Annotated in this window: 20 protein-coding genes and 1 tRNA gene; 17 read left to right on the forward strand and 4 right to left on the reverse strand. The window is 66.6% G+C overall.

All coding sequences use genetic code 11. The features are described from left to right. The first annotated feature begins 69 nt into the window (after positions 1 to 69). The 3 genes from ACSSV8_RS06955 to ACSSV8_RS06965 all read left to right on the forward strand — a co-directional run bounded on the left by ACSSV8_RS06955 (position 70) and on the right by ACSSV8_RS06965 (position 2,406). Entirely contained in the window at positions 70 to 1,869 is a 1,800-nt protein-coding gene (locus ACSSV8_RS06955; protein ID WP_454281956.1) for an aminopeptidase P family protein, read from the forward strand. Positions 1,870 to 1,932: 63 nt separating this feature from the next. Further along, on the forward strand, positions 1,933 to 2,274 hold the full coding sequence (locus tag ACSSV8_RS06960; protein ID WP_354539597.1) for a DUF427 domain-containing protein: 342 nt from the start codon (positions 1,933 to 1,935) through the stop codon (positions 2,272 to 2,274). A 56-nt stretch (positions 2,275 to 2,330) separates the two neighbouring features. Then, positions 2,331 to 2,406, forward strand: a tRNA-Val gene (locus ACSSV8_RS06965). A 5-nt stretch (positions 2,407 to 2,411) separates the two neighbouring features. Here ACSSV8_RS06965 and ACSSV8_RS06970 read toward each other — a convergent pair. Next, a complete protein-coding gene (locus ACSSV8_RS06970) occupies positions 2,412 to 4,022 on the reverse strand; it encodes a chloride channel protein (RefSeq protein WP_454282007.1) in 1,611 nt (536 codons plus the stop codon). Between the two features lie 172 nt (positions 4,023 to 4,194). Here ACSSV8_RS06970 and ACSSV8_RS06975 point away from each other — a divergent pair, with 172 nt between their 5' ends. From ACSSV8_RS06975 to recN, 8 genes are all read left to right on the forward strand, one after another. Then, complete coding sequence (locus tag ACSSV8_RS06975; RefSeq protein WP_454281957.1) at positions 4,195 to 5,571, forward strand: FAD-binding oxidoreductase; 1,377 nt, start codon at positions 4,195 to 4,197, stop codon at positions 5,569 to 5,571. 41 nt (positions 5,572 to 5,612) lie between these two features. Continuing rightward, positions 5,613 to 6,548, forward strand: coding sequence for a UDP-N-acetylmuramate dehydrogenase (murB, locus tag ACSSV8_RS06980; RefSeq protein ID WP_454281958.1), 936 nt, complete (start codon positions 5,613 to 5,615; stop codon positions 6,546 to 6,548). Positions 6,549 to 6,662: 114 nt separating this feature from the next. After that, positions 6,663 to 7,541 carry a D-alanine--D-alanine ligase gene (locus ACSSV8_RS06985; RefSeq protein WP_454281959.1) on the forward strand — a complete coding sequence of 293 codons (879 nt, stop codon included), beginning with the start codon at positions 6,663 to 6,665 and terminating at the stop codon, positions 7,539 to 7,541. Then, positions 7,529 to 8,422 carry a cell division protein FtsQ/DivIB gene (locus ACSSV8_RS06990; protein WP_354539600.1) on the forward strand — a complete coding sequence of 298 codons (894 nt, stop codon included), beginning with the start codon at positions 7,529 to 7,531 and terminating at the stop codon, positions 8,420 to 8,422. The genes ACSSV8_RS06985 and ACSSV8_RS06990 overlap by 13 nt, the downstream gene beginning before the upstream one ends. After that, positions 8,419 to 9,753, forward strand: coding sequence for a cell division protein FtsA (ftsA, locus tag ACSSV8_RS06995; RefSeq protein ID WP_354539601.1), 1,335 nt, complete (start codon positions 8,419 to 8,421; stop codon positions 9,751 to 9,753). The genes ACSSV8_RS06990 and ftsA overlap by 4 nt, the downstream gene beginning before the upstream one ends. Before the next feature lie 174 nt (positions 9,754 to 9,927). Further along, the gene (gene ftsZ / locus ACSSV8_RS07000; protein ID WP_354539602.1) at positions 9,928 to 11,511 is read left to right on the forward strand and encodes a cell division protein FtsZ; all 1,584 of its coding nucleotides are present in this window, start codon (positions 9,928 to 9,930) and stop codon (positions 11,509 to 11,511) included. A 199-nt stretch (positions 11,512 to 11,710) separates the two neighbouring features. Next, on the forward strand, positions 11,711 to 12,559 hold the full coding sequence (locus ACSSV8_RS07005; RefSeq protein WP_354539603.1) for an outer membrane protein assembly factor BamD: 849 nt from the start codon (positions 11,711 to 11,713) through the stop codon (positions 12,557 to 12,559). 39 nt (positions 12,560 to 12,598) lie between these two features. Next, a complete protein-coding gene (gene recN / locus ACSSV8_RS07010) occupies positions 12,599 to 14,248 on the forward strand; it encodes a DNA repair protein RecN (protein WP_454281960.1) in 1,650 nt (549 codons plus the stop codon). 361 nt (positions 14,249 to 14,609) lie between these two features. On the opposite strand, the gene purS is transcribed toward recN, so the two are convergent. Together purS and purC are read right to left on the reverse strand one after the other, a co-directional pair. Next, on the reverse strand, positions 14,610 to 14,849 hold the full coding sequence (purS, locus tag ACSSV8_RS07015) for a phosphoribosylformylglycinamidine synthase subunit PurS (RefSeq protein WP_454281961.1): 240 nt from the start codon (positions 14,847 to 14,849) through the stop codon (positions 14,610 to 14,612). Positions 14,850 to 14,862: 13 nt separating this feature from the next. Continuing rightward, positions 14,863 to 15,624, reverse strand: a complete 762-nt coding sequence (purC, locus tag ACSSV8_RS07020) for a phosphoribosylaminoimidazolesuccinocarboxamide synthase (protein WP_354539606.1) — start codon at positions 15,622 to 15,624, stop codon at positions 14,863 to 14,865. 169 nt (positions 15,625 to 15,793) lie between these two features. Here purC and ACSSV8_RS07025 point away from each other — a divergent pair, with 169 nt between their 5' ends. Both ACSSV8_RS07025 and bmt read left to right on the forward strand, forming a co-directional pair. Beyond that, the gene (locus ACSSV8_RS07025; protein ID WP_354539607.1) at positions 15,794 to 16,108 is read left to right on the forward strand and encodes a DUF1476 domain-containing protein; all 315 of its coding nucleotides are present in this window, start codon (positions 15,794 to 15,796) and stop codon (positions 16,106 to 16,108) included. A 117-nt stretch (positions 16,109 to 16,225) separates the two neighbouring features. Then, complete coding sequence (gene bmt, locus ACSSV8_RS07030; RefSeq protein ID WP_454281962.1) at positions 16,226 to 17,236, forward strand: betaine--homocysteine S-methyltransferase; 1,011 nt, start codon at positions 16,226 to 16,228, stop codon at positions 17,234 to 17,236. Here the strand turns inward: bmt and ACSSV8_RS07035 are convergent. Then, positions 17,233 to 18,786, reverse strand: coding sequence for an NAD(P)H-hydrate dehydratase (locus ACSSV8_RS07035; protein WP_454281963.1), 1,554 nt, complete (start codon positions 18,784 to 18,786; stop codon positions 17,233 to 17,235). The genes bmt and ACSSV8_RS07035 overlap by 4 nt on opposite strands. A 171-nt stretch (positions 18,787 to 18,957) precedes the next feature. On the opposite strand from ACSSV8_RS07035, the gene ACSSV8_RS07040 reads away from it, so the two are divergent. The 4 genes from ACSSV8_RS07040 (at position 18,958) to ACSSV8_RS07055 (ending at position 22,729) form a co-directional block, all read left to right on the forward strand. Next, positions 18,958 to 19,296 (forward strand): P-II family nitrogen regulator, encoded by a 339-nt coding sequence (locus ACSSV8_RS07040; RefSeq protein WP_354539610.1) that lies wholly within the window; start codon positions 18,958 to 18,960, stop codon positions 19,294 to 19,296. Positions 19,297 to 19,326: 30 nt separating this feature from the next. After that, positions 19,327 to 20,733: a type I glutamate--ammonia ligase gene (gene glnA / locus ACSSV8_RS07045; RefSeq protein WP_454281964.1), complete on the forward strand. Its 1,407-nt coding sequence runs from the start codon at positions 19,327 to 19,329 to the stop codon at positions 20,731 to 20,733. A 219-nt stretch (positions 20,734 to 20,952) separates the two neighbouring features. Next, positions 20,953 to 21,807: a hypothetical protein gene (locus tag ACSSV8_RS07050; protein ID WP_454281965.1), complete on the forward strand. Its 855-nt coding sequence runs from the start codon at positions 20,953 to 20,955 to the stop codon at positions 21,805 to 21,807. Between the two features lie 106 nt (positions 21,808 to 21,913). Further along, positions 21,914 to 22,729 (forward strand): lytic murein transglycosylase, encoded by an 816-nt coding sequence (locus tag ACSSV8_RS07055; protein ID WP_354539613.1) that lies wholly within the window; start codon positions 21,914 to 21,916, stop codon positions 22,727 to 22,729. Positions 22,730 to 22,757: the final 28 nt, after the last annotated feature.

Below are 22,757 nucleotides of genomic sequence, written 5' to 3' on the forward strand. Positions count from 1 at the left end.
CCGTTATTGCCAATCCCGCGCCCCTTCTCTAGCACTGGATCACACCCGGCACCACGAGGAGAGCGCCCCTTGTTCCAGAGTTTCACCGAGACCGCCCGCCCCGAACAGGGCCCGCCGCGCCTCGCGCAGTTGCGCCGCGCAATGGCCGAAGCGGGGCTTGCCGGCTATCTCGTACCGCGCGCCGACGCACATCAGGGCGAATATGTCGCAGCCTGCGATGCGCGGCTTGCATGGCTGACGGGGTTCACCGGATCGGCGGGGCTGTGCGTGGTTCTGGGTGACGTGGCGGGGGTGTTCGTCGATGGGCGCTACCGCGTGCAGGCGCGCGCGCAGGTGGACACGGACCATTTCACGCCGGTGGATGTCCCCGAGACAAAACCGGGGGCATGGATCGCACAGCACCTGCCCGGCGGCGGCGCGGTGGGGTTCGATCCGTGGCTGTTTACGCCCGAGCAGATCGAGGAACTGACCGCCGCCCTGCCCGAGGGAATTGGCCTGCAACCCGGCCCCAACCTCATCGACAGCATCTGGCCCGACCGCCCCGCACCGCCCAAGGGCGCGATCACGCCCTGGCCCGACGATCTTGCCGGGATGACCCATGCCGAGAAACGCGCGCGCCTGAGCGAGGGGCTGCGCAAGACGGGGGCGCGCGCGGCGGTGATCACGCTCAGCGATTCGATTGCCTGGCTGCTGAATATCCGGGGCAGCGACATCCCCCGCAACCCGGTGCCGCAGGGCTTTGCCATCCTGCACGATGACGGGCGGGTGGCGCTTTTCACCGATCACGCCAAGGTCAGTGCCCCCCTGCGCGCGCATTTCGGCGAGGATGTCAGCCACGGTGCCCCGTTCAAGTTCGAGCACGCGCTCGACGCCCTCAAAGGCCCCGTGCTGCTCGACCGCAAGAGCGTGCCGGTTCGGGTTGTCACCCGGCTAGAGGCCGCGAATGTGCCCATTCTCTGGGGCGATGATCCCTGCATCCTGCCCAAGGCGCAGAAAACCCCGGCCGAGATCAAGGCCACGCGCGCGGCCCATCTGCGCGACGGCATGGCGGTGTGCGAATTCCTGGCGTGGTTCGACGCGCAGCCCCCCGGCACGCTGACCGAAATCGACGTGGTGACGCGGCTGGAGGCCTGCCGCGCCGCCACCGAGCAGCTCCTTGACATCAGTTTCGACACCATCGCAGGCTCTGGCCCCAACGGCGCGCTGCCGCATTACCGGGTCAGCGCGGCGAGCAACCGGACGCTGGAAGATGGCGACCTGCTGGTGCTGGACAGCGGCGGGCAATATCTGGACGGCACCACCGACATCACCCGCACCCTGCCCGTGGGCGCGCCGGGGCAAGAGGAACGCGCGGCCTTTACCCGCGTGCTGCAAGGCATGATCGCCATCTCCCGCCTGCGGTTTCCCAAGGGTCTTGCGGGGCGCGATCTCGATGCGCTGGCGCGCTATCCGCTGTGGCTGGCCGATCAGGATTACGGCCACGGCACCGGGCACGGCGTGGGCGTCTATGCCTGCGTGCATGAAGGACCGCAGCGCCTGTCGCGGGTCTCGGATGTGCCGCTCGCACCCGGCATGATCCTCTCGAACGAGCCGGGCTATTACCGCGAGGGGGCCTTCGGCATCCGCATCGAGAACCTGATCGTGGTGCGCGAGGCCGCCCCCGTGAGCGGCGGTGACGGCGCGACGCAGCTTGACTTTGAAACGCTCACCTTCGCGCCCATCGACCGCCGCCTGATCGAGGCCGGGATGCTCTCGACGGCAGAGCGCGACTGGCTTGATCGCTACCACGCCGCCTGCCGCGACAAGATCGGCCCTCTGCTTTCCAAACCCGCGCGGCTATGGTTGGATCACGCGACGCAACCTCTTTGACATAATTCTGTGAGCTTCCGGCGGCAGACCGGGGGCCATGACCGCATAGGGAAGGAACGACAGATGGCCAAGATCACGATTCGCAAGGCAGACGGCACCTGGAGCGTGCGCGCAGGCGGCGCGGTCCTTGCCGAGAGCCGCAACGCGCTGGAGCTGACCGAGGGCGACTATCCCTTCGTGATCTATTTCCCGCGCGAGGATATCGCCATGGCCTTTCTCGACGAGAGCGCGCAGATGAGCCATTGCCCCTTCAAGGGCGACGCGCGCTATTTCTCGATCGTGACCAAAAGCCAGACCCTGACCAACGCCGCCTGGAGCTATGAAGCGCCCAGACCGGAGGTGGCAGAGATCAAGGACCACATCGCCTTCTACGCCACCGATACCGTCGCGGTGGAGCGGGTGTGAGACAACCGCCCTCCCCGCTTGCACTGGCGCATACCTTACGCTAGGAGGCGCGGCACGGGTGATTAGCTCAGTTGGTAGAGCGCTTCGTTTACACCGAAGATGTCGGGAGTTCGAGTCTCTCATCACCCACCACGCGCTCAGCCATGCTCCTCCTTCGACACCGCCGCCAGCGCGCGGTTATAGGCCTTGAGCGCATCGACATGGAACAGCGCCCCGAGCAGTTCGGGAGGGGCCTCGCCCCCCGAGAGGGTGACCACCGGCAGGAACGGCACGCCCGCGCGGTCAAAGGCGGGCATGGCCGTCTCGAGCGTGGCCTTGGCGTCGAGATAAAGCCCCTGTTCGATGAGTGACCAGCATTGCTCGTCGGACGCTGCGCGCTCGTGATCGGGCGGACGCATGAGGCGGGTGACGCGGAACATCGCCAGCAGGTAATCCTGCGGTCCTGCGGCCAGCCGGATTCCCCGGCGCATGAGCTGCGTAAGGAAAAACGACCGCTTGACCAGCCGTGACCCGAGCGCCGTCGAGGTCGAGACCGCGACCATCACTGCCAGCCCTGTCTGCCAGTCGCCGGTCAACTCGAACACGATGAGCGTGGTCGAGATCGGCGCACCCAGCACCGCCGCCGCCACCGCCCCCATCCCCGCCAGCGCATAGAGTGTGTAGGCCCCGGAATAGTCGGGCACGAGCGAGGTGGCGACATGGCCAAAGGCCAGCCCCGTCAGCGCCCCCACCATCAGCGAAGGCGAGAACACGCCGCCCCCCATGCGCCCGCCGATGGTGATGGCCACCGCCGCCACCTTGAGCACGGCGAATATGATCGCCTCATGCCAGATCAGCTTGCCGGTCAGCGCGGCGGAGGTGGTCTCGTATCCCACGCCGATGATATGCGGGAAAAAGATCGCCATTCCCCCAAGGAGCAGCCCCGCCCCCGCCGGCCGCAGCCAGCGCGGCACGCGCAGGCGCAGTTGCAGATGCCCCGCCGCGTCCTCGGCCAGAAAGATCGCCATCATCATCAGCGCCGCCACCAGCCCGCAGACCAGCCCGAGGATGAGAAAGGCAGGCAGTTCGACATAGAATTCCAGCGCGCTTGTCCCCGGCAGGCTGAACTCGGTCACATCGCCAAAGAACATGCGGTTGATCACTGTGCCCGCCACCGAGGCGATCACGATGGGCGCGAAGGCATGAACCGCGAAATGCCGCAAAACCACCTCGAGCGCGAAAAGCGCGCCCGCGATCGGCGCATTGAACGAGGCCGAGACGGCGGCGGCCACGGCACATCCCAGAAGGTCGCGCCCTGTGATGCCATCGGCATGGATGCGCTCGGCCACCCAGGACGAGATCACGCCCGCCAGATGGACCACCGGCCCCTCGCGCCCCGACGAGCCGCCCGCGCCGAGCGTGATCAGCGAGGCGGCAGCCGAGGCCAGCCCCTCGCGCCGCTCCACCCGCCCCTCGGTGAGCGCCGCGCCCTCGATCACATCGGCGACCGAGCGCACGCGCCCGTCCGGCGTGAAGCGGTGCAGGATCTGCCCCACGACCAGCCCCCCTGCCACGGGGATCAGCAACACCCAATACCACGGCATGTGCTCGGCCAGAGACTGCAACCGCGCCACGTCACCGGTCTGGTAGAGCAGACCCTCCAGCGCCGCGATCCCCTTGCGGAAGGCGACCGCCGCGAACCCCGCCGCGATCCCGACAAGAAGCGCGATCACCCAGAACTGGAACTGGCTGGGGCCGCGCTTGCGCATCAGCCGCCAACCCTCGCGCAGGCGGACAATCGCCGCCCGGCGCTGGCGCGCGACAAACGATCTGTTCCTTGCCTGCGTCACGCCTTCATCCGACCGGACCTTCTCGCGCCCGCTTTCGCGTCGCGCCGTCTTCGCCTAGGGTGTGTCGACACGCACGACCGAAGGTAGCCCCATGGACACGCAGACCGCTCTTGCCGACCTCTCCTCCTTCCTAGGCCAACGGCTCAGCCGCTCCAAGTCCGATCTGGACCTGCACGGCGCGAGCGAGTCCTATTTCCCACTCAGCCCGCCCGATGCCGTGGCCTATCCCGAGACCACCGAAGAGGTGGCGCGCATCGTCGCCGCCTGTGCGCGGGCGCGCGTGCCGGTGGTGGGCTGGGGCACGGGCACCTCGCTCGAGGGGCAGGCGCAGGCGTTTTCCGGCGGGGTGGTGGTGGATTTCTGCCGCATGAACCGGGTTCTAGAGGTGGCGCAGGCCGACATGGTGGCGCGCGTGCAGCCCGGTGTGACCCGCGAGGCGCTCAATGAGGAGTTGCGCGCGACAGGGCTGATGTTCCCGGTCGATCCCGGCGCCAATGCCTCGCTCGGCGGCATGGCCTCGACCCGCGCCAGCGGCACCACCGCGGTGCGCTATGGCACGATGCGCGACAATGTTCTGGGGCTGGAGGTCGTGACCGCGAGGGGCGAGGTGATCCGCACCGGCACGGCGGCGCGCAAATCCTCGGCGGGCTACGACCTCACCGCGCTTTTCGTGGGTGCCGAGGGCACACTTGGCCTCATCACCGAATTGACGCTGCGGTTGCGCGGCCAGCCCGAGGCGATCTCGGCGGCGGTCTGCGCCTTCGAGAGCGTCGGCGATGCGGTGGAGACGGTGATCGACACCATCCAATGCGGCATCCCCATGGCACGGATCGAGCTTCTGGACGCGGACAGCGTGCGCGCGGTCAATGCCTATGCGAAAATGAGCCTGCCCGAGAAACCCCACCTGCTGCTGGAATTCCACGGCAGCCCGACGGGCGTCACCGAACAGGCCGAGGCCTTTGGCGCGATTGCCGCCGATCACCACGGCTCGGGCTTCGACTGGGCAACGAAACCCGAGGCGCGCAAGGCGCTCTGGACCATGCGCCACAATGCCTATTACGCCGTGCTGGCCAGCCGTCCGGGCGCGCGCGCCATCGTCACCGATATCTGCGTGCCGATCTCGCGTCTGGCCGAGGCGATCGAGGCGACCCGCGCCGATCTGGCGCAATCGGGCGTGCACGGGCCGATCCTGGGCCATGTCGGCGACGGCAATTTCCACGCCACGCTTCTGGTGCGCGAGGGGGACGCCGAAGAGCTGTCCCGCGCCAAGGCCGCCGCCGAGCGCATGGTCGCGCGCGCGCTGGCCATGGGCGGCACCTCCACGGGCGAGCATGGCATCGGCGTGGGCAAGCTGGGTTACATGGCGCGCGAGCACGGGGGCGGCTGGGCGATGATGGGGGCGATCAAGGCCGCGCTCGATCCTGACAACATCATGAACCCCGGCAAGCTGGTGCCGCCGCGCAACTGAGGCGGCTTGCCCTTTGACGCGCGCGCGGGCAAAGACGGGGCATGAGCACCCTGCCCCAGACCCGTGGCGCGCTGACGCCTGCGCGCGCGCTCTCCGATCTGACCTGGCTGCGCGTCGGCGGGCCTGCCGACTGGCTGTTTCAGCCTGCCGACATGGACGATCTGTGCGGCTTTCTCTCGGCCCTTGACGCGAATATCCCGGTCTTTCCCATGGGCGTCGGCTCCAACCTCATCGTGCGCGACGGCGGCATTCGCGGCGTGGTGATCCGGCTCGGGCGCGGCTTCAACGCGATCCGGGTGGCGGGGGGGCACGTCACCGCCGGGGCGGCGGCGCTCGATGCGCATGTGGCGCGGCGCGCGGCGGAGGCGGGCATTGACCTTGCGTTCCTGCGCACCATTCCGGGCAGCATCGGCGGCGCCGTGCGGATGAACGCGGGATGCTACGGGTCTTACGTCGCCGATCACCTGATCGGGGCGCAGGCGGTGACGCGCGCGGGCGCGGTGGTGACGCTCACCCCGGAGGATCTGGCGTTTGCATATCGCCACAGCCACCTGCCCGAAGGCTGGGTGATCACCGAGGCCACATTCAAGGGCCATCCGGGCGCGCCCGAGGCGCTGGCCGCGAAGATGGCCGACCAGATCGCCCGCCGCGACGCAAGCCAGCCCACGAAAGAGCGCAGCGCGGGCAGCACCTTTCGCAATCCCGCAGGCTTCAGCAGCACGGGACGCACCGACGATGTCCACGATCTCAAGGCGTGGTCGGTGATCGACGCGGCCGGACTGCGCGGCGCGCGGCGCGGGGGGGCGCAGATGAGCGAGAAACATCCCAATTTCCTCATCAACACCGGCGGGGCCACCGCCGCCGATCTGGAGGGGCTTGGCGAGGATGTGCGAAAAAGGGTTTTCCAAAACAGCGGAATAGCGTTAGAGTGGGAAATCATGAGGGTCGGCGAACCGGCCCCGGACAGCGGCACATAAAAACAGCCGCGATCGAGCAGAAAAACAAAACAACACGGGCCACGGTCAGGCTCGGGATATCGAGGCACAGGTTTGGGTCGTTCGGGCAGAACTTCCCCGTTGGTTGCGGTGATAATGGGCGGTCCCTCGGCAGAACGCGAGGTGTCGCTGTCCACGGCAAGTGGGTGCATCGCGGCGTTGCGGGAGGCGGGTTATCAGGTGGCCGAGGTGGACGCCGGGTCCGATCTGTGCGCGCGCCTGCAAGAGATTTCCCCCGATGTGGTCTTCAACGCGCTTCATGGCCGCTGGGGCGAGGACGGCTGCGTTCAGGGCCTGCTGGAATGGCTGCGCATCCCCTATACCCATTCGGGCGTCCTGTCCTCGGCGCTGGCCATGGACAAGGACCGCGCCAAGGCCGCCTATCGCGCCGCCGGTCTGCCGGTGGTGGACAGCGTGCTGGCGCCCCGCGACACGGTGCGCGCGCGCCACGTCCTGCCCCCGCCCTATGTGGTCAAGCCCAATAACGAAGGCTCTTCGGTGGGTGTCTACCTCGTGCATGACGCGGCCAATGCCCCGCCGCAGCTTTCGGACGCGATGCCCGAGGTGGTGATGGTCGAGACCTTCGCGCCGGGGCGCGAGTTGACCACCACGGTGATGGGTGACCGCGCCTTGACCGTTACCGATATATTGACCGATGGCTGGTATGACTATGACGCGAAATACAAGCCCGGAGGCTCGCGCCATGTCATCCCCGCCGATCTGCCGCCCGAGATTTTCGCGGCCTGCCTCGACTATGCCCTGCGCGCGCACAACGCGCTTGGCTGTCGCGGGGTGAGCCGGACCGATTTCCGCTGGGACGAGACGCGCGGCCTTGACGGCCTGATCCTCCTGGAGACCAACACGCAGCCGGGCATGACCCCCACCTCGCTGGTGCCCGAACAGGCGCAGGCGATGGGAATCTCGTTTCCCGAACTGGTCCGCTGGATGGTGGAGGATGCGTCATGCGACCGGTGATCCCGCGCACCGATCCCGCGCCCTCGCGCCTCAGCTACCGGCTGGAGCGGATGCGGCTGACGCCGGTCTATCGTCGTCTGTTCCGGCTGGGGGCACCGGTCCTGCTGATCGCGGGCCTTGCGGGCGGGTATCTCGCCGATGCCGAGCGGCGCGACGACCTGGCCGAACGCTTTGCTGACCTCCGTCGCCAGATCGAGACCCGCCCCGAATTCATGGTGCACCTCATGGCACTCGAAGGCGCGAGCGCGGGGGTGCAGGAGGATATCCACGAGATTTTCCCCTATGACCTGCCCGCCAGTTCCTTTGATCTGGACCTGCAAGCGATCCGCGCCATGGTCGAGGAGCTGCCCGCCGTCGCGCGCGCCAATGTGCGCATAAGGCAGGGCGGCACCCTCGTGATCGAGATCACCGAGCGGGTGCCGGTGGCGCTGTGGCGCACAGGGACCGGGATCGACGTGCTCGACCTGACCGGCGCGGTAATCGCCAGCATCCGTGACCGTGCCGAGCGGCCCGACCTGCCGGTGCTCTCCGGCGCGGGGGCGGATCGCGCGGTCGCGCAGGCGCTCGACATTCTCGTGGCGGCGCGGGCGCTCAAAGACCCGGTGCGCGGCCTCGTGCGGATGGGCGAGCGGCGCTGGGATCTGGTCCTTGGCGATGGCAAGCGGGTGCTCCTGCCCGAGGCCGAGCCGGTGCGCGCCCTTGAACGGGTGATCGTGCTCGACAAGTCCAACGAGATGCTGGAACGCGATCTGCTCACCATCGACATGCGGCTTGGCACGCGCCCTACGGTGCGGCTGAGCGCGGCGGCCACCGAGGAATGGTGGCGCATCACAAGCGCCGACGGCGCGACAGACAACTCCTCGGGGGCAACGGGCAGATGATCGAGCTTTACGAATCCCAAAGAGCGATGCGCGCGATGCGCAAGGCGGCGATCCAGCGCGGCGTGGTCGCCGTGCTGGACGTGGGAACGTCCAAGATTTCCTGTCTGGTGCTGCGTTTTGACGGCACGGGCCGCTTTGCCGAGGCCGAGGAGGTCGGGCGCATGGCGGGGCAAGCCGGGTTCCGGGTGATCGGGGCCGCGACGACACGCTCGCGCGGGGTGCGTTTCGGCGAGATCGAGGCCATGGCCGAAACCGAACGCGCCATCCGCACCGCGCTTCAGGCCGCGCAGAAAATGGCGCAGATCAGGGTTGACCATGTCATTGCCTGTTTCTCGGGGGCAGGTCCGCGCAGCTATGGGTTGGCGGGCGAGGTCGAGGTGGCCGATCACACCGTGAGCGAGCAGGATGTCAGCCGGGTGCTCAGCGCCTGCGACGTGCCCGAGATCGGCGAGGGGCGCGAGGTGCTTCATGCGCAGCCGGTGAATTTCGCGCTCGATCACCGCTCCGGCCTGATCGATCCGCGCGGGCAGATCGGCAACACCCTCACCACCGACATGCACATGCTCACCGTCGATGCGGTGGCGATCCAGAACCTTGCCCATTGCGTCAAACGCTGCGATCTGGAACTCGCGGGCGTGGCAAGCTCGGCCTATGTCGCGGGGATCGCCGCGCTGGTCGAGGACGAGCAGGAACTGGGTGCGGCCTGCATCGACCTTGGGGGCGGCACGTCCGGCGTGTCGATCTTCATCAAGAAACACATGATCTATGCGGATTCGGTCCGCATGGGCGGCGAGCATGTGACCAATGACATTTCCATGGGCCTTCAGGTGCCGCAGGCCATCGCCGAGCGGATCAAGACCTTCTATGGCGGCCTTGTCGCCACCGGCATGGACGACCGCGAGATGATCGAGATCGGCGGCAATACCGGCGATTTCGAGCGCGACCGCCGACAGGTGAGCCGCGCCGAACTGATCGGCATCATGCGCCCGCGCGTCGAGGAGATCCTGGAAGAGGTGCGCGCACGCCTTGACGCGGCGGGGTTCGACCACCTGCCCAGCCAGCAGATCGTGCTCACGGGGGGCGGCAGCCAGATCCCCGGCCTCGACGGGTTGGCCAGCCGCATTCTGGGCCAGCGCGTGCGCCTCGGGCGGCCCCTGCGCGTGCATGGACTGCCGCAGGCCGCCACCGGCCCGGCCTTCGCCAGCGCGGTCGGCATGTGCCTCTTTGCAGCCAACCCGCAGGACGAATGGTGGGATTTCGAGATCCCCGTGGACCGCTACCCGGCGCGCTCGCTCAGGCGTGCGGTCAAGTGGTTTCGTGACAACTGGTAACCGCAAGATGTGGGCATTTCGGCGAAATCCCGCGAAAATTGGTGAAAATATGGCCATATTTGGTGGTCAGAACGTGTTTTTTTGGTGACGATCGGCCTAACCATCGGTAAGAATGGGGGCAATCAGGCGGAAAACGGCCCGCGAACGCGGCCCACAGGACAGGCGGACAGAGCAATGGCACTCAATCTTTCAATGCCCGGACATGACGAACTGAAGCCCCGGATCACCGTCTTCGGTGTCGGTGGTGCCGGCGGCAACGCGGTCAACAACATGATCGAGAAGCAGCTCGACGGCGTCGATTTCGTCGTGGCCAACACCGATGCGCAGGCCCTGAGCCAGAGCCAGGCCGAAAACCGCATCCAGCTTGGCGTGAAGGTGACCGAGGGGCTTGGCGCGGGTGCCAAGGCCAGCATCGGTGCCGCTGCCGCCGAGGAAAGCATCGAGCAGATCGTCGATCACCTCGCGGGCGCGCATATGTGCTTCATCACCGCAGGCATGGGCGGCGGCACCGGCACGGGTGCTGCCCCGATCATCGCGCAGGCCGCGCGCGAACTGGGCGTGCTGACCGTGGGCGTCGTCACCAAGCCCTTCCAGTTCGAGGGTGCCAAGCGGATGCGTCAGGCCGAGGAAGGTGTCGAGGCGCTGCAAAAGATGGTCGATACGCTCATCATCATCCCCAACCAGAACCTGTTCCGCCTCGCCAACGAAAAGACCACCTTCACCGAGGCGTTCAGCATGGCGGATGACGTGCTCTATCAGGGCGTCAAGGGCGTGACCGACCTGATGGTGCGGCCCGGCCTCATCAACCTCGATTTCGCCGATGTGCGCGCGGTGATGGACGAGATGGGCAAGGCAATGATGGGCACCGGCGAGTCGGATGGCGAGGATCGCGCCGTTCAGGCCGCCGAGAAGGCCATCGCCAACCCGCTTCTGGACGAGATCAGCCTGCGCGGCGCGCGCGGCGTGCTCATCAACATCACCGGCGGGCATGACCTGACGCTCTTCGAACTTGACGAGGCCGCCAACCGTATCCGCGAAGAGGTGGACCCGGACGCCAACATCATCGTCGGCTCGACGCTCGATACCGCCATGGAAGGCCGGATGCGCGTGAGCGTGGTCGCCACCGGCATCGACGCGCGCGACGCCTCCGGCGACCTGCCGGTGCCGCGCCGCTCGCTCGCGCAGCCGCTCAGGCAGCCCGAAGCGGTGGAAGAGGCCGTCCATGCCGCGCCTGCCGCCGTGGCCCAGACCGCAACGCCCGCGCAAACCGAGCCGTCGCTCTTCGATCAGGTCGAGGAAGCGCCGGTTGCCGCCCATACCGATGACGAGGACGAGGACGGCCTGCCGCGCCCCGCCTATCAGCCCCGCGCCGAAGAGCAGGTGGCGCCGGAGCCGGTCGACACCGATATCGAGGACGAGCTTGACAGCTATCTCGCGCCGCGTCCGCGCGCACCCGGCACCCCCACGGATGAGGCGATGCGCCGCCTCCATGCCGCTGTCGGCAAGACCCAGCAACAGCCGCAGCAGCGCCGCCCGGTCCCACCGGCAGACCACGCAACGGCATCGGAAGAGCGGCCGCGCTTCGGCATCAATTCGCTCATCAACCGGATGACCGGTCAGGCCGCACCCGAGGCGGCGCGTCCGGCGCGTCAGCAACCGACCATCCAGACCGCGCACGCGCCCCAGCCCGCGCCCCGCGCGCAGGAAGAGGAAGACCAGATCGAAATCCCGGCCTTCCTGCGCCGTCAGGCCAACTGAGCCGCGCGAGACGAGGCGCAGGGCCGCCCAAAAGGGCGGCCCTTTGCGTTGGGCAAGGGCCGCGTGTCATGCAGGGCACGACCCCGAAGCGCGGTGATGACAGCACTTGCCAAAGACGTTTTGCACCGCGAACATATGTGTTAGAGCGTGGCAACGGCGGGGCGTTCCGCTCATTTGAATCACGACGGGAAGAATGCGCATGACAATCGGCAAGGGTCCGGGGCGGATCGCGGGAGCGGCGTTTTTGGTGCTGGTGCTGGCGGGCTGCGATGGCGGCGTGAGCGTCGAGCGCGGCAATATCGACTATGAGCAGTTCACCGCGCAGCAGATCTTCGAGCGCGGCGAATTCGATCTCGAGCGCCGCAAGCCGAAACTCGCGGCACAAAGCTTTGCCGAGGTCGAGCGGCTTTATCCCTATTCCGCTTTCGCCAAGCGGGCGATCATCATGCAGGCCTTTGCCCATCATCAGGACAAGGAATACGAACAGAGCCGCGCCGCCGCGCAGCGCTATATCGATTTCTTCCCCGCCGATGAGGACGCGGCCTATGCGCAATACCTGCTCGCGCTCAGCTATTATGACCAGATCGACGAGGTCGGGCGCGATCAGGGCCTGACCTTTCAGGCGCTGCAATCGCTGCGCGAGGTGATCGAGCGTTACCCCGACAGCGAATATGCCAATCCGGCCATGCTGAAATTCGATCTGGCCTTCGATCATCTGGCCTCCAAGGAAATGGAGGTCGGGCGGTATTACCTCAAGCGTGACAATTTCGCCGCCGCCGTCAACCGTTTCCGCGTGGTGGTGGAGGATTTCCAGACCACGACCCAGACACCCGAGGCGCTGCACCGGCTGGTGGAATCCTATCTCTCGCTCGGGCTGGTGGACGAGGCGCGCACGGCAGGCGCGATCCTTGGCCACAATTTCCGCAGCACGGCGTGGTACGAGGACAGTTACAAACTCCTGACCGGGCAGGGCCATACCCTCGAGGCAACGGGCGACAACTGGCTTCGGGCGATCTATCGCCAGACCGTTCAGGGCCAGTGGCTCTGAGGGCGGGCGGGCGATCCCCCTGCCCCATGGATTGACCGGATGCTGCGCGCGCTCGATATCCGCGACATGCTCATCATAGACCGGCTGGAGCTTGGCTTCCGGCCGGGCCTCAATGTGCTGACCGGCGAGACCGGCGCGGGCAAGTCCATCCTGCTCGATTGCCTGGGCTTCGTGCTGGGCTGGCGCGGGCGGGCCGATCTGGTGCGCACCGGGGCCGAGCGTGGCGAGGTGGTTGCCGAATTCGTGCTGGGCCCCGATCATCCGGCGCGCGCCGTTCTGGTCGAGGCGGGGCTTCCCGATGAGGATGACCTGATCCTGCGCCGGGTGAACGGTGCGGACGGGCGCAAGACCGCGTGGGTCAACGATCGCCGCGTCTCGGGCGAGGTGCTGCGACAGCTATCGGCGACGCTGGTGGAACTGCACGGCCAGCACGATGACCGCGGCCTGCTCGATCCGCGCGGGCATCGCGACATGCTCGATACCTTCGGCGCTCTGGAGGAAGCGCGCGCGGCGGTGCGCGCGGCCTGGCGTGCGCGCGCAGCGGCACAGAAGTCGCTCGACACGGCGGAGGCGGAGCTGGCCGGGATCCGCGCCGAGGAGGACTTCCTGCGCCACGCGGTCGGAGAACTGGACAGGCTCGATCCGCAGCCCGGAGAGGAGGCCGACCTCGACACGCGCCGCCGCCGGATGCAGGGGGCCGGACGTATCCGCGAGGACATCGTCCGCGCCGCGCAGGCGCTTGGCCCGGAGGGGGCCGAGGGCGCGGCGGGCGAGGCGCTCCGCTGGCTCGACGGCGCGGCGGAAAAGGCCGAGGGGCGGCTTGACGGGGCGCTTGCGGCGCTGGCGCGCGCACTGGTGGAGCTTGACGAGGCCGGCCGCGAGACGGCGCAGGCACTCGACGCGCTCGACTTCGACCCGCTCGATCTGGAACGCTGCGAAGAGCGGCTCTTTGCCATTCGCGGGCTGGCGCGCAAGCATGGCGTCCTGCCTGACGATCTGGCCGGATTTGCCGACAGCCTGCGCGCGCGGCTTGCGGCGCTCGATGCGGGCGAAGGCGATCTGGCGGGGCTGCACGCGGCGCGTGACGCGGCGGCGCGGCGCTATGACGAGGCGGCCACGACACTGACCGAGGCCCGCCACGAAGCCGCGGCGCGGCTTGACGCCGCCGTGATGGCAGAGCTTGCCCCGCTGAAGATGGAGCGCGCGATCTTCACCACAGAGATCACGGGGGCCGAGCCGGGGCCGCAGGGGCGCGACATGGTAAGCTTTACCGTCGCCACCAATCCCGGCGCGCCCTCGGGGCCGATCAGCCGCATCGCCTCGGGCGGCGAGTTGAGCCGCTTCCTTTTGGCGCTCAAGCTTTGTCTTGCCGGGCCGGATGCGGGCCTGACCATGATCTTCGACGAGATCGACCGGGGTGTCGGCGGTGCCACGGCGGATGCGGTCGGACGCAGGCTCGGGCGTCTGGCGGCAGACGGTCAGGTGCTGGTGGTCACGCATTCACCGCAGGTCGCGGCGCGCGGCGCGCATCACTGGCGGGTGGAAAAGCGGGTGGAGGGGGATGTCACCCTCTCGACCGTGCGCGCCCTCACCGGCCCTGCGCGCGTCGACGAGATCGCGCGGATGCTCTCGGGCGAGCGGATCACCCCCGAGGCGCGCGCCGCCGCCGAGGCGTTGCTGACGGGGTAGTGTTTCACGCCTGACAGAAGGGGTGCGATGCTGCACGAGGGGAACGTTGGTTGGCCTGAAGGGGACAGTGGTGGAGCCGCGCGAGGGCCCGACCGCGGGTGGGCGCTGCAACAGCGTTGGTGAGCGCTTTATGGTGCCAAATACTGGAACGATTGCAGGGGGGTTAACGTCGAAAAAGCGCCCGCCCGGGGGGCGGTCGGGCGCTCGCGCGGCGGCGCGCCAAGGCGCGCCTTGATTCCGCGCGGGGGACAGGGGGCGAATGTCAGCAAGAGGCCATGCGCGACGCTTGCCGCACCGCTTTGTGCATCATGGCAGACCGACCACCCTTGGCCAACATCTGTCAGATGTCGACCACCCGCCCTTACGCCACCTCCACCGAATAGCTTTCGATCACCGTATTGGCGAGCAGCTTCTCGCACATCGCGGTGACCGTGGCGCGGGCCTTGTCGGCGTCGGTCTCGGCCAGATCAAGCTCGATCACCTTGCCCTGACGCACGCCCTGCACGCCGTCAAAGCCAAGCTGGCCAAGCGCGTGGCGCACCGCCTCGCCCTGCGGGTCGAGAACGCCGGTCTTGAGCATCACATGCACGCGGGCTTTCATCGGCGGTCTCCTTTCAGTTGATCAGCGTCGGACGCGCCATCGGCGTGGCACCCTTTGGCATGACACCAAGGCGGGTCGCCACTTCGGTATAGGCATCCGTCAGCGATCCAAGATCGCGGCGGAACACGTCCTTGTCGAGCTTCTGCCCGGTCTTGATGTCCCACAGGCGGCAACTGTCCGGGCTGATTTCATCGGCCACGATCAGGCGCTGGAAATCGCCTTCGTAGACGCGGCCCACCTCGATCTTGAAATCGACAAGCTTGATGCCCACGCCATACATAACACCGGCCAGGAAGTCATTGACCCGCAGCGCGAGGCTGAGGACATCGTCCATGTCCTGCTGGCTGGCCCAGCCGAAGGCGGCGATATGTTCCTCGGTCACCAGCGGATCGCCCAGCTTGTCGTCCTTGAGGCAATATTCGACGATCGGGCGCGGCAATTGCGTGCCTTCCTCCATGCCCAGACGCTTGGCCATGGAACCGGCGGCATAGTTGCGCACGATCACCTCCAGCGGGATGATCTCGCAGGCGCGCACAAGCTGTTCGCGCATGTTCATCCGGCGGATGAAATGCGTGGGCACGCCGATGGTGTTCAGCCCGGTCATGAAATATTCCGAGAGCATGTTGTTGAGCACGCCCTTGCCCTCGATCACGGCCTTCTTCTCGGCATTGAAGGCGGTGGCGTCGTCCTTGAAATACTGGATGATCGTGCCCGGTTCGGGCCCTTCATAGAGAACCTTGGCCTTGCCTTCGTATATTTTCTTGCGCCGTGCCATGGAAACTCCGTCGCTGGGGGTGGGGGGCGTCTCGCTGCGCGCCGATGCGCTCTCATAGTGCAAGCCCCGCCCTGTCGCAAGGTGTCGCAAGACCGCCCTGCCCCTTGCCCTCGGGGCGCACAGACGGCATATCGGGGGCGATGCCAACCAGTGCAAGGGAACCGGCCCGATGACCACCTTTGATGACCGCGAAAGCGCGTTCGAGAACAAGTTCGCCCATGACGAGGAAATGAAGTTCCGCGCCGAGGCCCGCCGCAACAAGCTTCTGGGGCTCTGGGCTGCGGAATTGCTGGGCAAAACCGGCGAGGACGCCAATACCTACGCGCTTGAAGTCGTGAAATCCGATTTCGAGGAAGCGGGTCACGAGGATGTGGTGCGCAAGGTGGCGGGCGATCTGGGCGATATCGCCGATGCCGACACGATCCGCGCCAAGATGGAAGAGCTTTTGCTGGTGGCCAAGGGGCAACTGGTCAAGGAAGTCTGAGGGGCTGCGGCGCGATTCATTCAAACGCGCCTCACCATTTACATGAAGATTTCGCATTTGCCTTTGCCCGCGCGCGCGGGCAAGGGTCAGGTCTATTTGAGACAGGGAACCCCCGATATGACCAACGCGCTGACCAAGATGCTCGCCTCCCGCGACTGGATTCTCGCCGACGGCGCGACGGGAACGAACCTCTTCAACATGGGGCTGCAATCGGGCGATGCGCCGGAAATGTGGAATGACGAACACCCCGACCGTATCCGCACGCTCTACAAGGGCGCGGTGGACGCAGGCAGCGACCTGTTCCTGACCAATTCCTTTGGCGGCAATGCCGCGCGGCTGAAACTGCACGGCGCGCAAAGGCGCGCGCGCGAATTGTCGCGCATCTCCGCCGAGATCGGGCGCGAGGTGGCCGATACCTGCGAGCGGGCGGTGATCGTGGCGGGCTCCGTCGGGCCGACGGGCGAGATCATGGCACCCATGGGCGCGCTCACGCACGAGTTGGCGGTGGAGATTTTCCACGAACAGGCCGAGGGGCTCAAGGAAGGCGGGGCCGATGTGCTCTGGCTCGAGACGATCAGCGCGCCCGAGGAATACCGCGCCGCCGCCGAGGCGTTTGCGCTGGCCGGAATGCCGTGGTGCGGCACGATGAGTTTCGACACGGCGGGGCGCACGATGATGGGCGTCACCTCCGAGGAACTGGCGAAGCTGGTGGAAAAGCTGGCCAATCCGCCGCTGGCCTTCGGGGCCAATTGCGGCGTGGGGGCGTCGGACCTCTTGCGCACCGTTCTGGGCTTTGCCGCGCAGGGCACGGAGCGGCCCGTGATCGCCAAGGGCAATGCCGGTATCCCGAAATACCACGACGGCCATATCCATTATGACGGCACGCCGGACCTCATGGCCGAATATGCCGTTCTGGCGCGCGATGCGGGGGCGACGATCATCGGCGGCTGCTGCGGCACCATGCCCGAACACCTGTCGAAAATGCGCGCGGCGCTGGAAGAGCGCCCGCGCGGCCCGCGCCCGACGCTCGATCAGATCACCGAGGCGCTCGGCGCGTTTTCCTCGGCGGGCGACGGCACTGGCGACGATACGGCCCCCGCACGCCGCACAAGGCGGCGGCGCGCCTAAAGATCGCGCAGCACCTTCGGCAATGCCTCGGGCAGGTCCTCGGCAATGAGACCCGGCCCGAAGGATCGCGCACATTCAACGTGGAGCCAGGCGGCAGCCTCCGCCGCCTGCATCGGGGACACGCCCCGCGCCAGAAGCCCCGCGATGAACCCCGCCAAAACGTCCCCTGATCCCGCCGTTGCAAGCCAGGGCGCCGCTCGGTCATAATGGGCCGAGTTCATGCTGCACGCTCCCGATGGTGCCGCAATCACCGTATCGGCCCCCTTGAACAGCACGACACATCCCGCCCGCTTTGCGGCCTCGCGCGTCGCATCCACCTTGGAACAGGCCGGTCCGCTCGACGGCTCCTGACGGAGCCGCTTGCTGATATCGGGGAAAAGGCGCGCGAACTCTCCGGCATGTGGCGTCAGGATGCAACGCTCGTGGAGCATCGCGAAGAGGGTCGCATCGCGACTGATGAGCGTCAGCGCATCCGCATCAAGCACGACCGACCGGCCCTCGCAGGGTGGATGAGACCCGCGCGGTTCCAATGCTGCCCTGACCAATGCCCGGCCGCGCTCTCCGACACCCAAGCCCGGCCCCAGACAAAGCGCGGTGATGCGCGCGTCCTCGAGCACCTCGCCAAGCGCCCCGCCATCCTCGATCCTTGTCAACATCACCGCCGTGATCTGCGCCGCGACCTCCATTTGCGCCGCCCCCGGCACGCCGAGCGTCACAGCGCCCGTGCCGATCCGAAGCGCCCCGCGCGCCGCAAGCCGCGCCGCGCCGGTCTTGCCCGCCCCACCCGAAAGGACAAGGGCGTGACCGTGACTGTACTTGTGACCCACCTCTGGCTTGCCCAGAAGAGCGGGACAAGGCGCAGCAACCAGCCGGGCGACCTCTGCCCCCGCCCTCTTCTCCAACCCGATGTCAACGACCGCGATGCGACCGCATTTGAACGGCCCCCAGCCGAGAAAATGGCCCAGCCTGGGCGCATGGAAGGTCACGGTAAGCGCCGCCAGAACGGTCCCGGTGCCCGCTTGCAAGTCCCGTCCACTGTCACTGCACAGGCCCGAGGGCATATCCACTGCCACGGTTTTGGCCTGTGCGTCAGCGTCGCAAACCCGCTCGGCGGCCCATGCAAGCGCCGCCCCTTCCAGAGGCCGCCGCAAGCCCGTGCCAAAAAGCGCATCAACAAACAGATCCGCCTCATGCGCAAATCGCGGAGCGCGCCCAAGGTCCTCGACGGTTCCCATTGCCACCCACCGCTCGTAATTCGCCTTCGCATCGGGCGGCAGTTTTGCAGGCACGCCGTAAAGGTATACGGAAACCTCCCAACCCCAGTCCTTGAGCAATCGCGCCACGACGAAGCCGTCGCCGCCATTGTTGCCCGGACCGCAGAGCACCACCGCCTTGTGCGGGGCCTGCGCCAGAGTGGGCCAGTGCCCGAATATGGCCCCGAGCACACCGCGACCTGCGCGTTCCATCAACTCCAGCCCGGTGACCGCACCCGACTCGATGGCGGCGCGCTCGATGGCGCGCATCTGGGCGGCGGTCAGCAATTCGGCCATGGTCCTGTCCCCGCGATTCCATTTTGCCCAAATGAAGGGCATATTGCATAATTATTGTGCATATGTTCGCCACCCGTCCAAAACCCTGCCCGAAAATCAGCCTAGCCGATTGTCGCCCCGCGCGGGAAGTGGTCTGAGGCACGTCAAGACATGGCGCAGGAGGCCCGGACGATGAAAAAGATCGAGGCGATCATCAAGCCCTTCAAGCTCGACGAGGTGAAGGAGGCCCTTCAGGAGGCCGGCATCCAGGGCCTTTCGGTCATCGAGGTCAAGGGGTTCGGCCGCCAGAAGGGCCATACCGAGCTTTATCGCGGGGCCGAATACGTCGTGGACTTCCTGCCCAAGGTCAAGATCGACGTGGTGGTTGACGACGATCAGGTGGAAGGCGCGATCGAGGCGATCATCGACGCGGCGCGCACCGACAAGATCGGGGATGGCAAGATATTCGTCAGCCCCGTCGAGCAAGCCATTCGCATCCGCACCGGCGAGACCGGCTCGGACGCGCTCTGAACACACCCCAAGGAAGAAAGGGATTTTTCCATGAGCACAGACGCGCTCCTCAAGCATATCAAGGACGAGGAGATCGACTATGTCGACATCCGCTTCACCGATCCGCGTGGCAAGCTGCAACATGTCACGGTCGTGGCCGATCTGGTGGATGAGGATTTCCTCGAGGAAGGGTTCATGTTCGACGGCTCCTCCATCGCCGGATGGAAAAGCATCGAAGCCAGCGACATGAAGCTGATGCCCGACACCGAAAGTGCCTATGTCGATCCGTTCTACGCCGAAAAGACCATCTGCGTGCATTGCTCGGTGGTCGAGCCCGATACCGGTGAGCCCTATGAGCGCGACCCGCGCGGCACCGCCGAGAAGGCCGAGGCCTATCTCAAGGCGTCGGGCGTGGGCGATGCTGCCTATTTCGGCCCCGAGGCGGAATTCTTTCTCTTCGACAATGTGCGCTACTCGAACACCATCAACAAGGTGTCCTACGAGGTCGATGCCGTTGACGGTTCCTGGAACAGCGATGCCGAGTTCGAGACCGGCAATACCGGCCACCGTCCCGGACTCAAGGGCGGCTATTTCCCGGTCAACCCGGTGGATGACGCCCAGGACCTGCGCGCCGAGATGCTCTCGACCATGAAGCGCATGGGCATGAAGGTGGACAAGCACCATCACGAGGTGGCGTCCTGCCAGCACGAGCTTGGCCTCATCTTCGGGACGCTGGTCAAGCAGGCCGACGAGATCCAGAAATACAAATACGTCATCCACAACGTGGCCCATGCCTATGGCAAGTCGGCGACGTTCATGCCCAAGCCCATCTATGGCGACAACGGCAGCGGCATGCATGTGAACATGTCGATCTGGAAGGACGGCAAGCCGCTTTTCGCGGGCGACAAATATGCCGATCTGAGCCAGGAGGCGCTTTGGTTCATCGGCGGCATCCTCAAGCACGCCAAGACGCTCAACGCCTTCACCAACCCCACCACCAACAGCTACAAGCGGCTGGTGCCGGGGTTCGAGGCTCCGGTTCTGCGGGCCTATTCGGCGCGCAACCGCTCGGGCTGCATCCGCATCCCGTGGACCGAGAGCCCCAAGGCCAAGCGCGTCGAGGCCCGGTTCCCCGATCCGGCGGCCAACCCCTATCTGGCCTTTGCCGCGCTTCTGATGGCGGGGCTTGACGGGATCAAGTCGCGTATCGATCCGGGCGAGGCGATGGACAAGAACCTCTACGACCTGCCCGCCGAAGAGCTGAAGGACATCCCGACGGTCTGCGGCAGCCTGCGCGAGGCGCTCGACTCGCTGGCCCGCGATCACGACTTCCTGCTCGCGGGCGACGTGTTCACCAAGGCACAGATCGAGGGCTACATCGCGCTCAAGATGGACGAGGTGCACAAGTTCGAGCACACGCCGCACCCGGTCGAGTTCGGGATGTATTATAGCTGCTGACCCGCGGTCACAGTCACATTTCGGCCACAGAGCACAACCATGAGGCGTCCCGCACCGGGGCGCCTTTTCCTTGGGTGGTTGTGTTGTCGCCAGGGCGGAACCAAAATCGCGGTATCGTGATGATTGCCCCAATGTTATCCGATTTGAAACAAACTGGTTCCCCGTTTCCAGGTCAGGTTGATCCCCGAGGAAGACCGATCAACAGAAACGGATACCACCATGACCAGTTCCATTCACACGGTTACGGCTGGGCTAGTATTCCTGGGTAGCAGGACATTCGACATGGCGGCGATGGTGTGCCGCGTGGGAGAAACGCTTGAGCGGCTCGGCGCGCGCGTGCTCGAACGGCGCTGTCTCACCGAAGAGCTTGCGGTGATCCGCACCGGGGATTTCGATTGTCGGCTGAAGATCGCAGGCCCGTGCCATGTGGCGCGCACCGACACGCCGGCCCAGCAACGGATTTTGGTGACGCTCTTGCGCGACAAGGGGCTTCCGCCCCCGGACCCCAAGCGCATGCAGGCGGTGATTGCCCATCTTCTGGCGGATATGCAGGGCGTTCTTGCACCCGATTTCGTGCAGTGGACCGACCCGGACGCGGTGCTGACCCGCGCAGAGTTCCGTGCGGCGGTGGCGGGAACCGCTGCCCTGCCCGTTCCCGCGCGCGTGGCACCCGTGGTTCGGCGGCGGGCCAAGCGGCTGCCGGATGTGGAAACCGCCTATGCCGCGCTGCGGCAGACCATGCCCCGTGGCTCGTCGTCGGACGAGGACCCCTCGCGCCTCGACGCGCTGCGCGCGGCGTTCCGCGACCCCGAGCCGGATCCGGCGATCCTCGACGAGCATGAGTCCATTCGGGAAAAAACCGCGCCCATGCGTCTTGCCGTCTGGATGATGACGATCACGCTGGGGCTCTTTGCGCTGCCCGTGGCGGTGGGATTGGCCATCGTGAACCTGCTGCGCGGCGAGAACCTGCGGCTGGCCTCGCAGATGACGGCGCTCACCGGGACGTTCATGGTGCTGAGCGCCACGGGTCAGATCGCTCAGGCGGCCGGCGTTGTGCAGACCATATTGCCATGACCGCGCAGGCACCCATGCGTTCCCGGTGCGGACGGGCAATGGCGCTTGCCCGCAGGGGCCATGGCGTTACACTGATCGCGCGTTGAGGGGTAAGGGGAGATTTTTCATGTTCATCGGGTTGGGCAGAGGCGGACGATCCGGCATTCTGGCCTTGTTCGTGCTCGCGGCAGGGGCGGCGCAGGCCGCGCCCTGCGGGGACACGGCGCAGGGCTTCGATGCCTGGCGGGCCGTGTTCGCAAGCGAGGCGGCAGCCGAGGGTGTCGGCGCGCAGGGCCTCGCAGCGCTGCAAGCCGCGCAATACGCGCATCGCACCATCTCGGCGGACCGCAATCAGAAGAGCTTTCGCTACAGCCTCGACAAGTTCATGGAGGTGCGCGGGGCCTCGACCATCGTGGCGCAGGGGCGCAAGCGGCGCGCGCGCGACGCTGCTTTCTACGACGCGCTGGAACGGCAATACGGCGTGCCCGCCGGCGTGCTCATCGCCATTCACGGGATGGAGACCGCGTTCGGGGGATTCATGGGCGACACCTCCGTGGTCTCGGCCATCGTGACGCTGACCTATGATTGCCGCCGCTCTGATTTCTTCCGTCCCCATGCCATCGGCGCGCTGAAACTGGTGGATCAGGGCGCGATCACCGGGGCGACCAAGGGCGCGCGCCACGGCGAGTTGGGACATACCCAGTTCCTGCCCGGCAATGCGCTGCGCTACGGGGTCGATGCCGATGGCGACGGGCGGGTGGATTTCTACAACCTCGCCGATGCCTTGGCCTCGACCGCGAATTTCCTGCGCCAGAAGGGCTGGCAGCCCGGTCAGGGCTATCAGGAAGGCGAGCCGAATTTCGCGGCGATCCAGCAATGGAATGCCGCCGGTGTCTATCAGAAGGCAATCGCCATCATGGCGGCGCAGATCGACCGGCGCTGAGTGGCGCCGACAGCAAGAGTGTCACCAA

The sequence above is a fragment of the Roseovarius sp. MBR-79 genome (assembly GCF_053628555.1).

Coding starts and splice junctions, on each gene's coding strand:
- ACSSV8_RS06960 (WP_354539597.1), top strand. CDS start 1,933: ATGGCCAAGATCACGATTCGCAAGGCAGACGGCACCTGGAGCGTGCGC.
- ACSSV8_RS06970 (WP_454282007.1), bottom strand. CDS start 4,022: ATGCGCAAGCGCGGCCCCAGCCAGTTCCAGTTCTGGGTGATCGCGCTT.
- ACSSV8_RS06975 (WP_454281957.1), top strand. CDS start 4,195: ATGGACACGCAGACCGCTCTTGCCGACCTCTCCTCCTTCCTAGGCCAA.
- murB (WP_454281958.1), top strand. CDS start 5,613: ATGAGCACCCTGCCCCAGACCCGTGGCGCGCTGACGCCTGCGCGCGCG.
- ACSSV8_RS06985 (WP_454281959.1), top strand. CDS start 6,663: ATGGGCGGTCCCTCGGCAGAACGCGAGGTGTCGCTGTCCACGGCAAGT.
- ACSSV8_RS06990 (WP_354539600.1), top strand. CDS start 7,529: ATGCGACCGGTGATCCCGCGCACCGATCCCGCGCCCTCGCGCCTCAGC.
- ftsA (WP_354539601.1), top strand. CDS start 8,419: ATGATCGAGCTTTACGAATCCCAAAGAGCGATGCGCGCGATGCGCAAG.
- ftsZ (WP_354539602.1), top strand. CDS start 9,928: ATGGCACTCAATCTTTCAATGCCCGGACATGACGAACTGAAGCCCCGG.
- ACSSV8_RS07005 (WP_354539603.1), top strand. CDS start 11,711: ATGACAATCGGCAAGGGTCCGGGGCGGATCGCGGGAGCGGCGTTTTTG.
- recN (WP_454281960.1), top strand. CDS start 12,599: ATGCTGCGCGCGCTCGATATCCGCGACATGCTCATCATAGACCGGCTG.
- purS (WP_454281961.1), bottom strand. CDS start 14,849: ATGAAAGCCCGCGTGCATGTGATGCTCAAGACCGGCGTTCTCGACCCG.
- purC (WP_354539606.1), bottom strand. CDS start 15,624: ATGGCACGGCGCAAGAAAATATACGAAGGCAAGGCCAAGGTTCTCTAT.
- ACSSV8_RS07025 (WP_354539607.1), top strand. CDS start 15,794: ATGACCACCTTTGATGACCGCGAAAGCGCGTTCGAGAACAAGTTCGCC.
- bmt (WP_454281962.1), top strand. CDS start 16,226: ATGACCAACGCGCTGACCAAGATGCTCGCCTCCCGCGACTGGATTCTC.
- ACSSV8_RS07035 (WP_454281963.1), bottom strand. CDS start 18,786: ATGGCCGAATTGCTGACCGCCGCCCAGATGCGCGCCATCGAGCGCGCC.
- ACSSV8_RS07040 (WP_354539610.1), top strand. CDS start 18,958: ATGAAAAAGATCGAGGCGATCATCAAGCCCTTCAAGCTCGACGAGGTG.
- glnA (WP_454281964.1), top strand. CDS start 19,327: ATGAGCACAGACGCGCTCCTCAAGCATATCAAGGACGAGGAGATCGAC.
- ACSSV8_RS07050 (WP_454281965.1), top strand. CDS start 20,953: ATGACCAGTTCCATTCACACGGTTACGGCTGGGCTAGTATTCCTGGGT.
- ACSSV8_RS07055 (WP_354539613.1), top strand. CDS start 21,914: ATGTTCATCGGGTTGGGCAGAGGCGGACGATCCGGCATTCTGGCCTTG.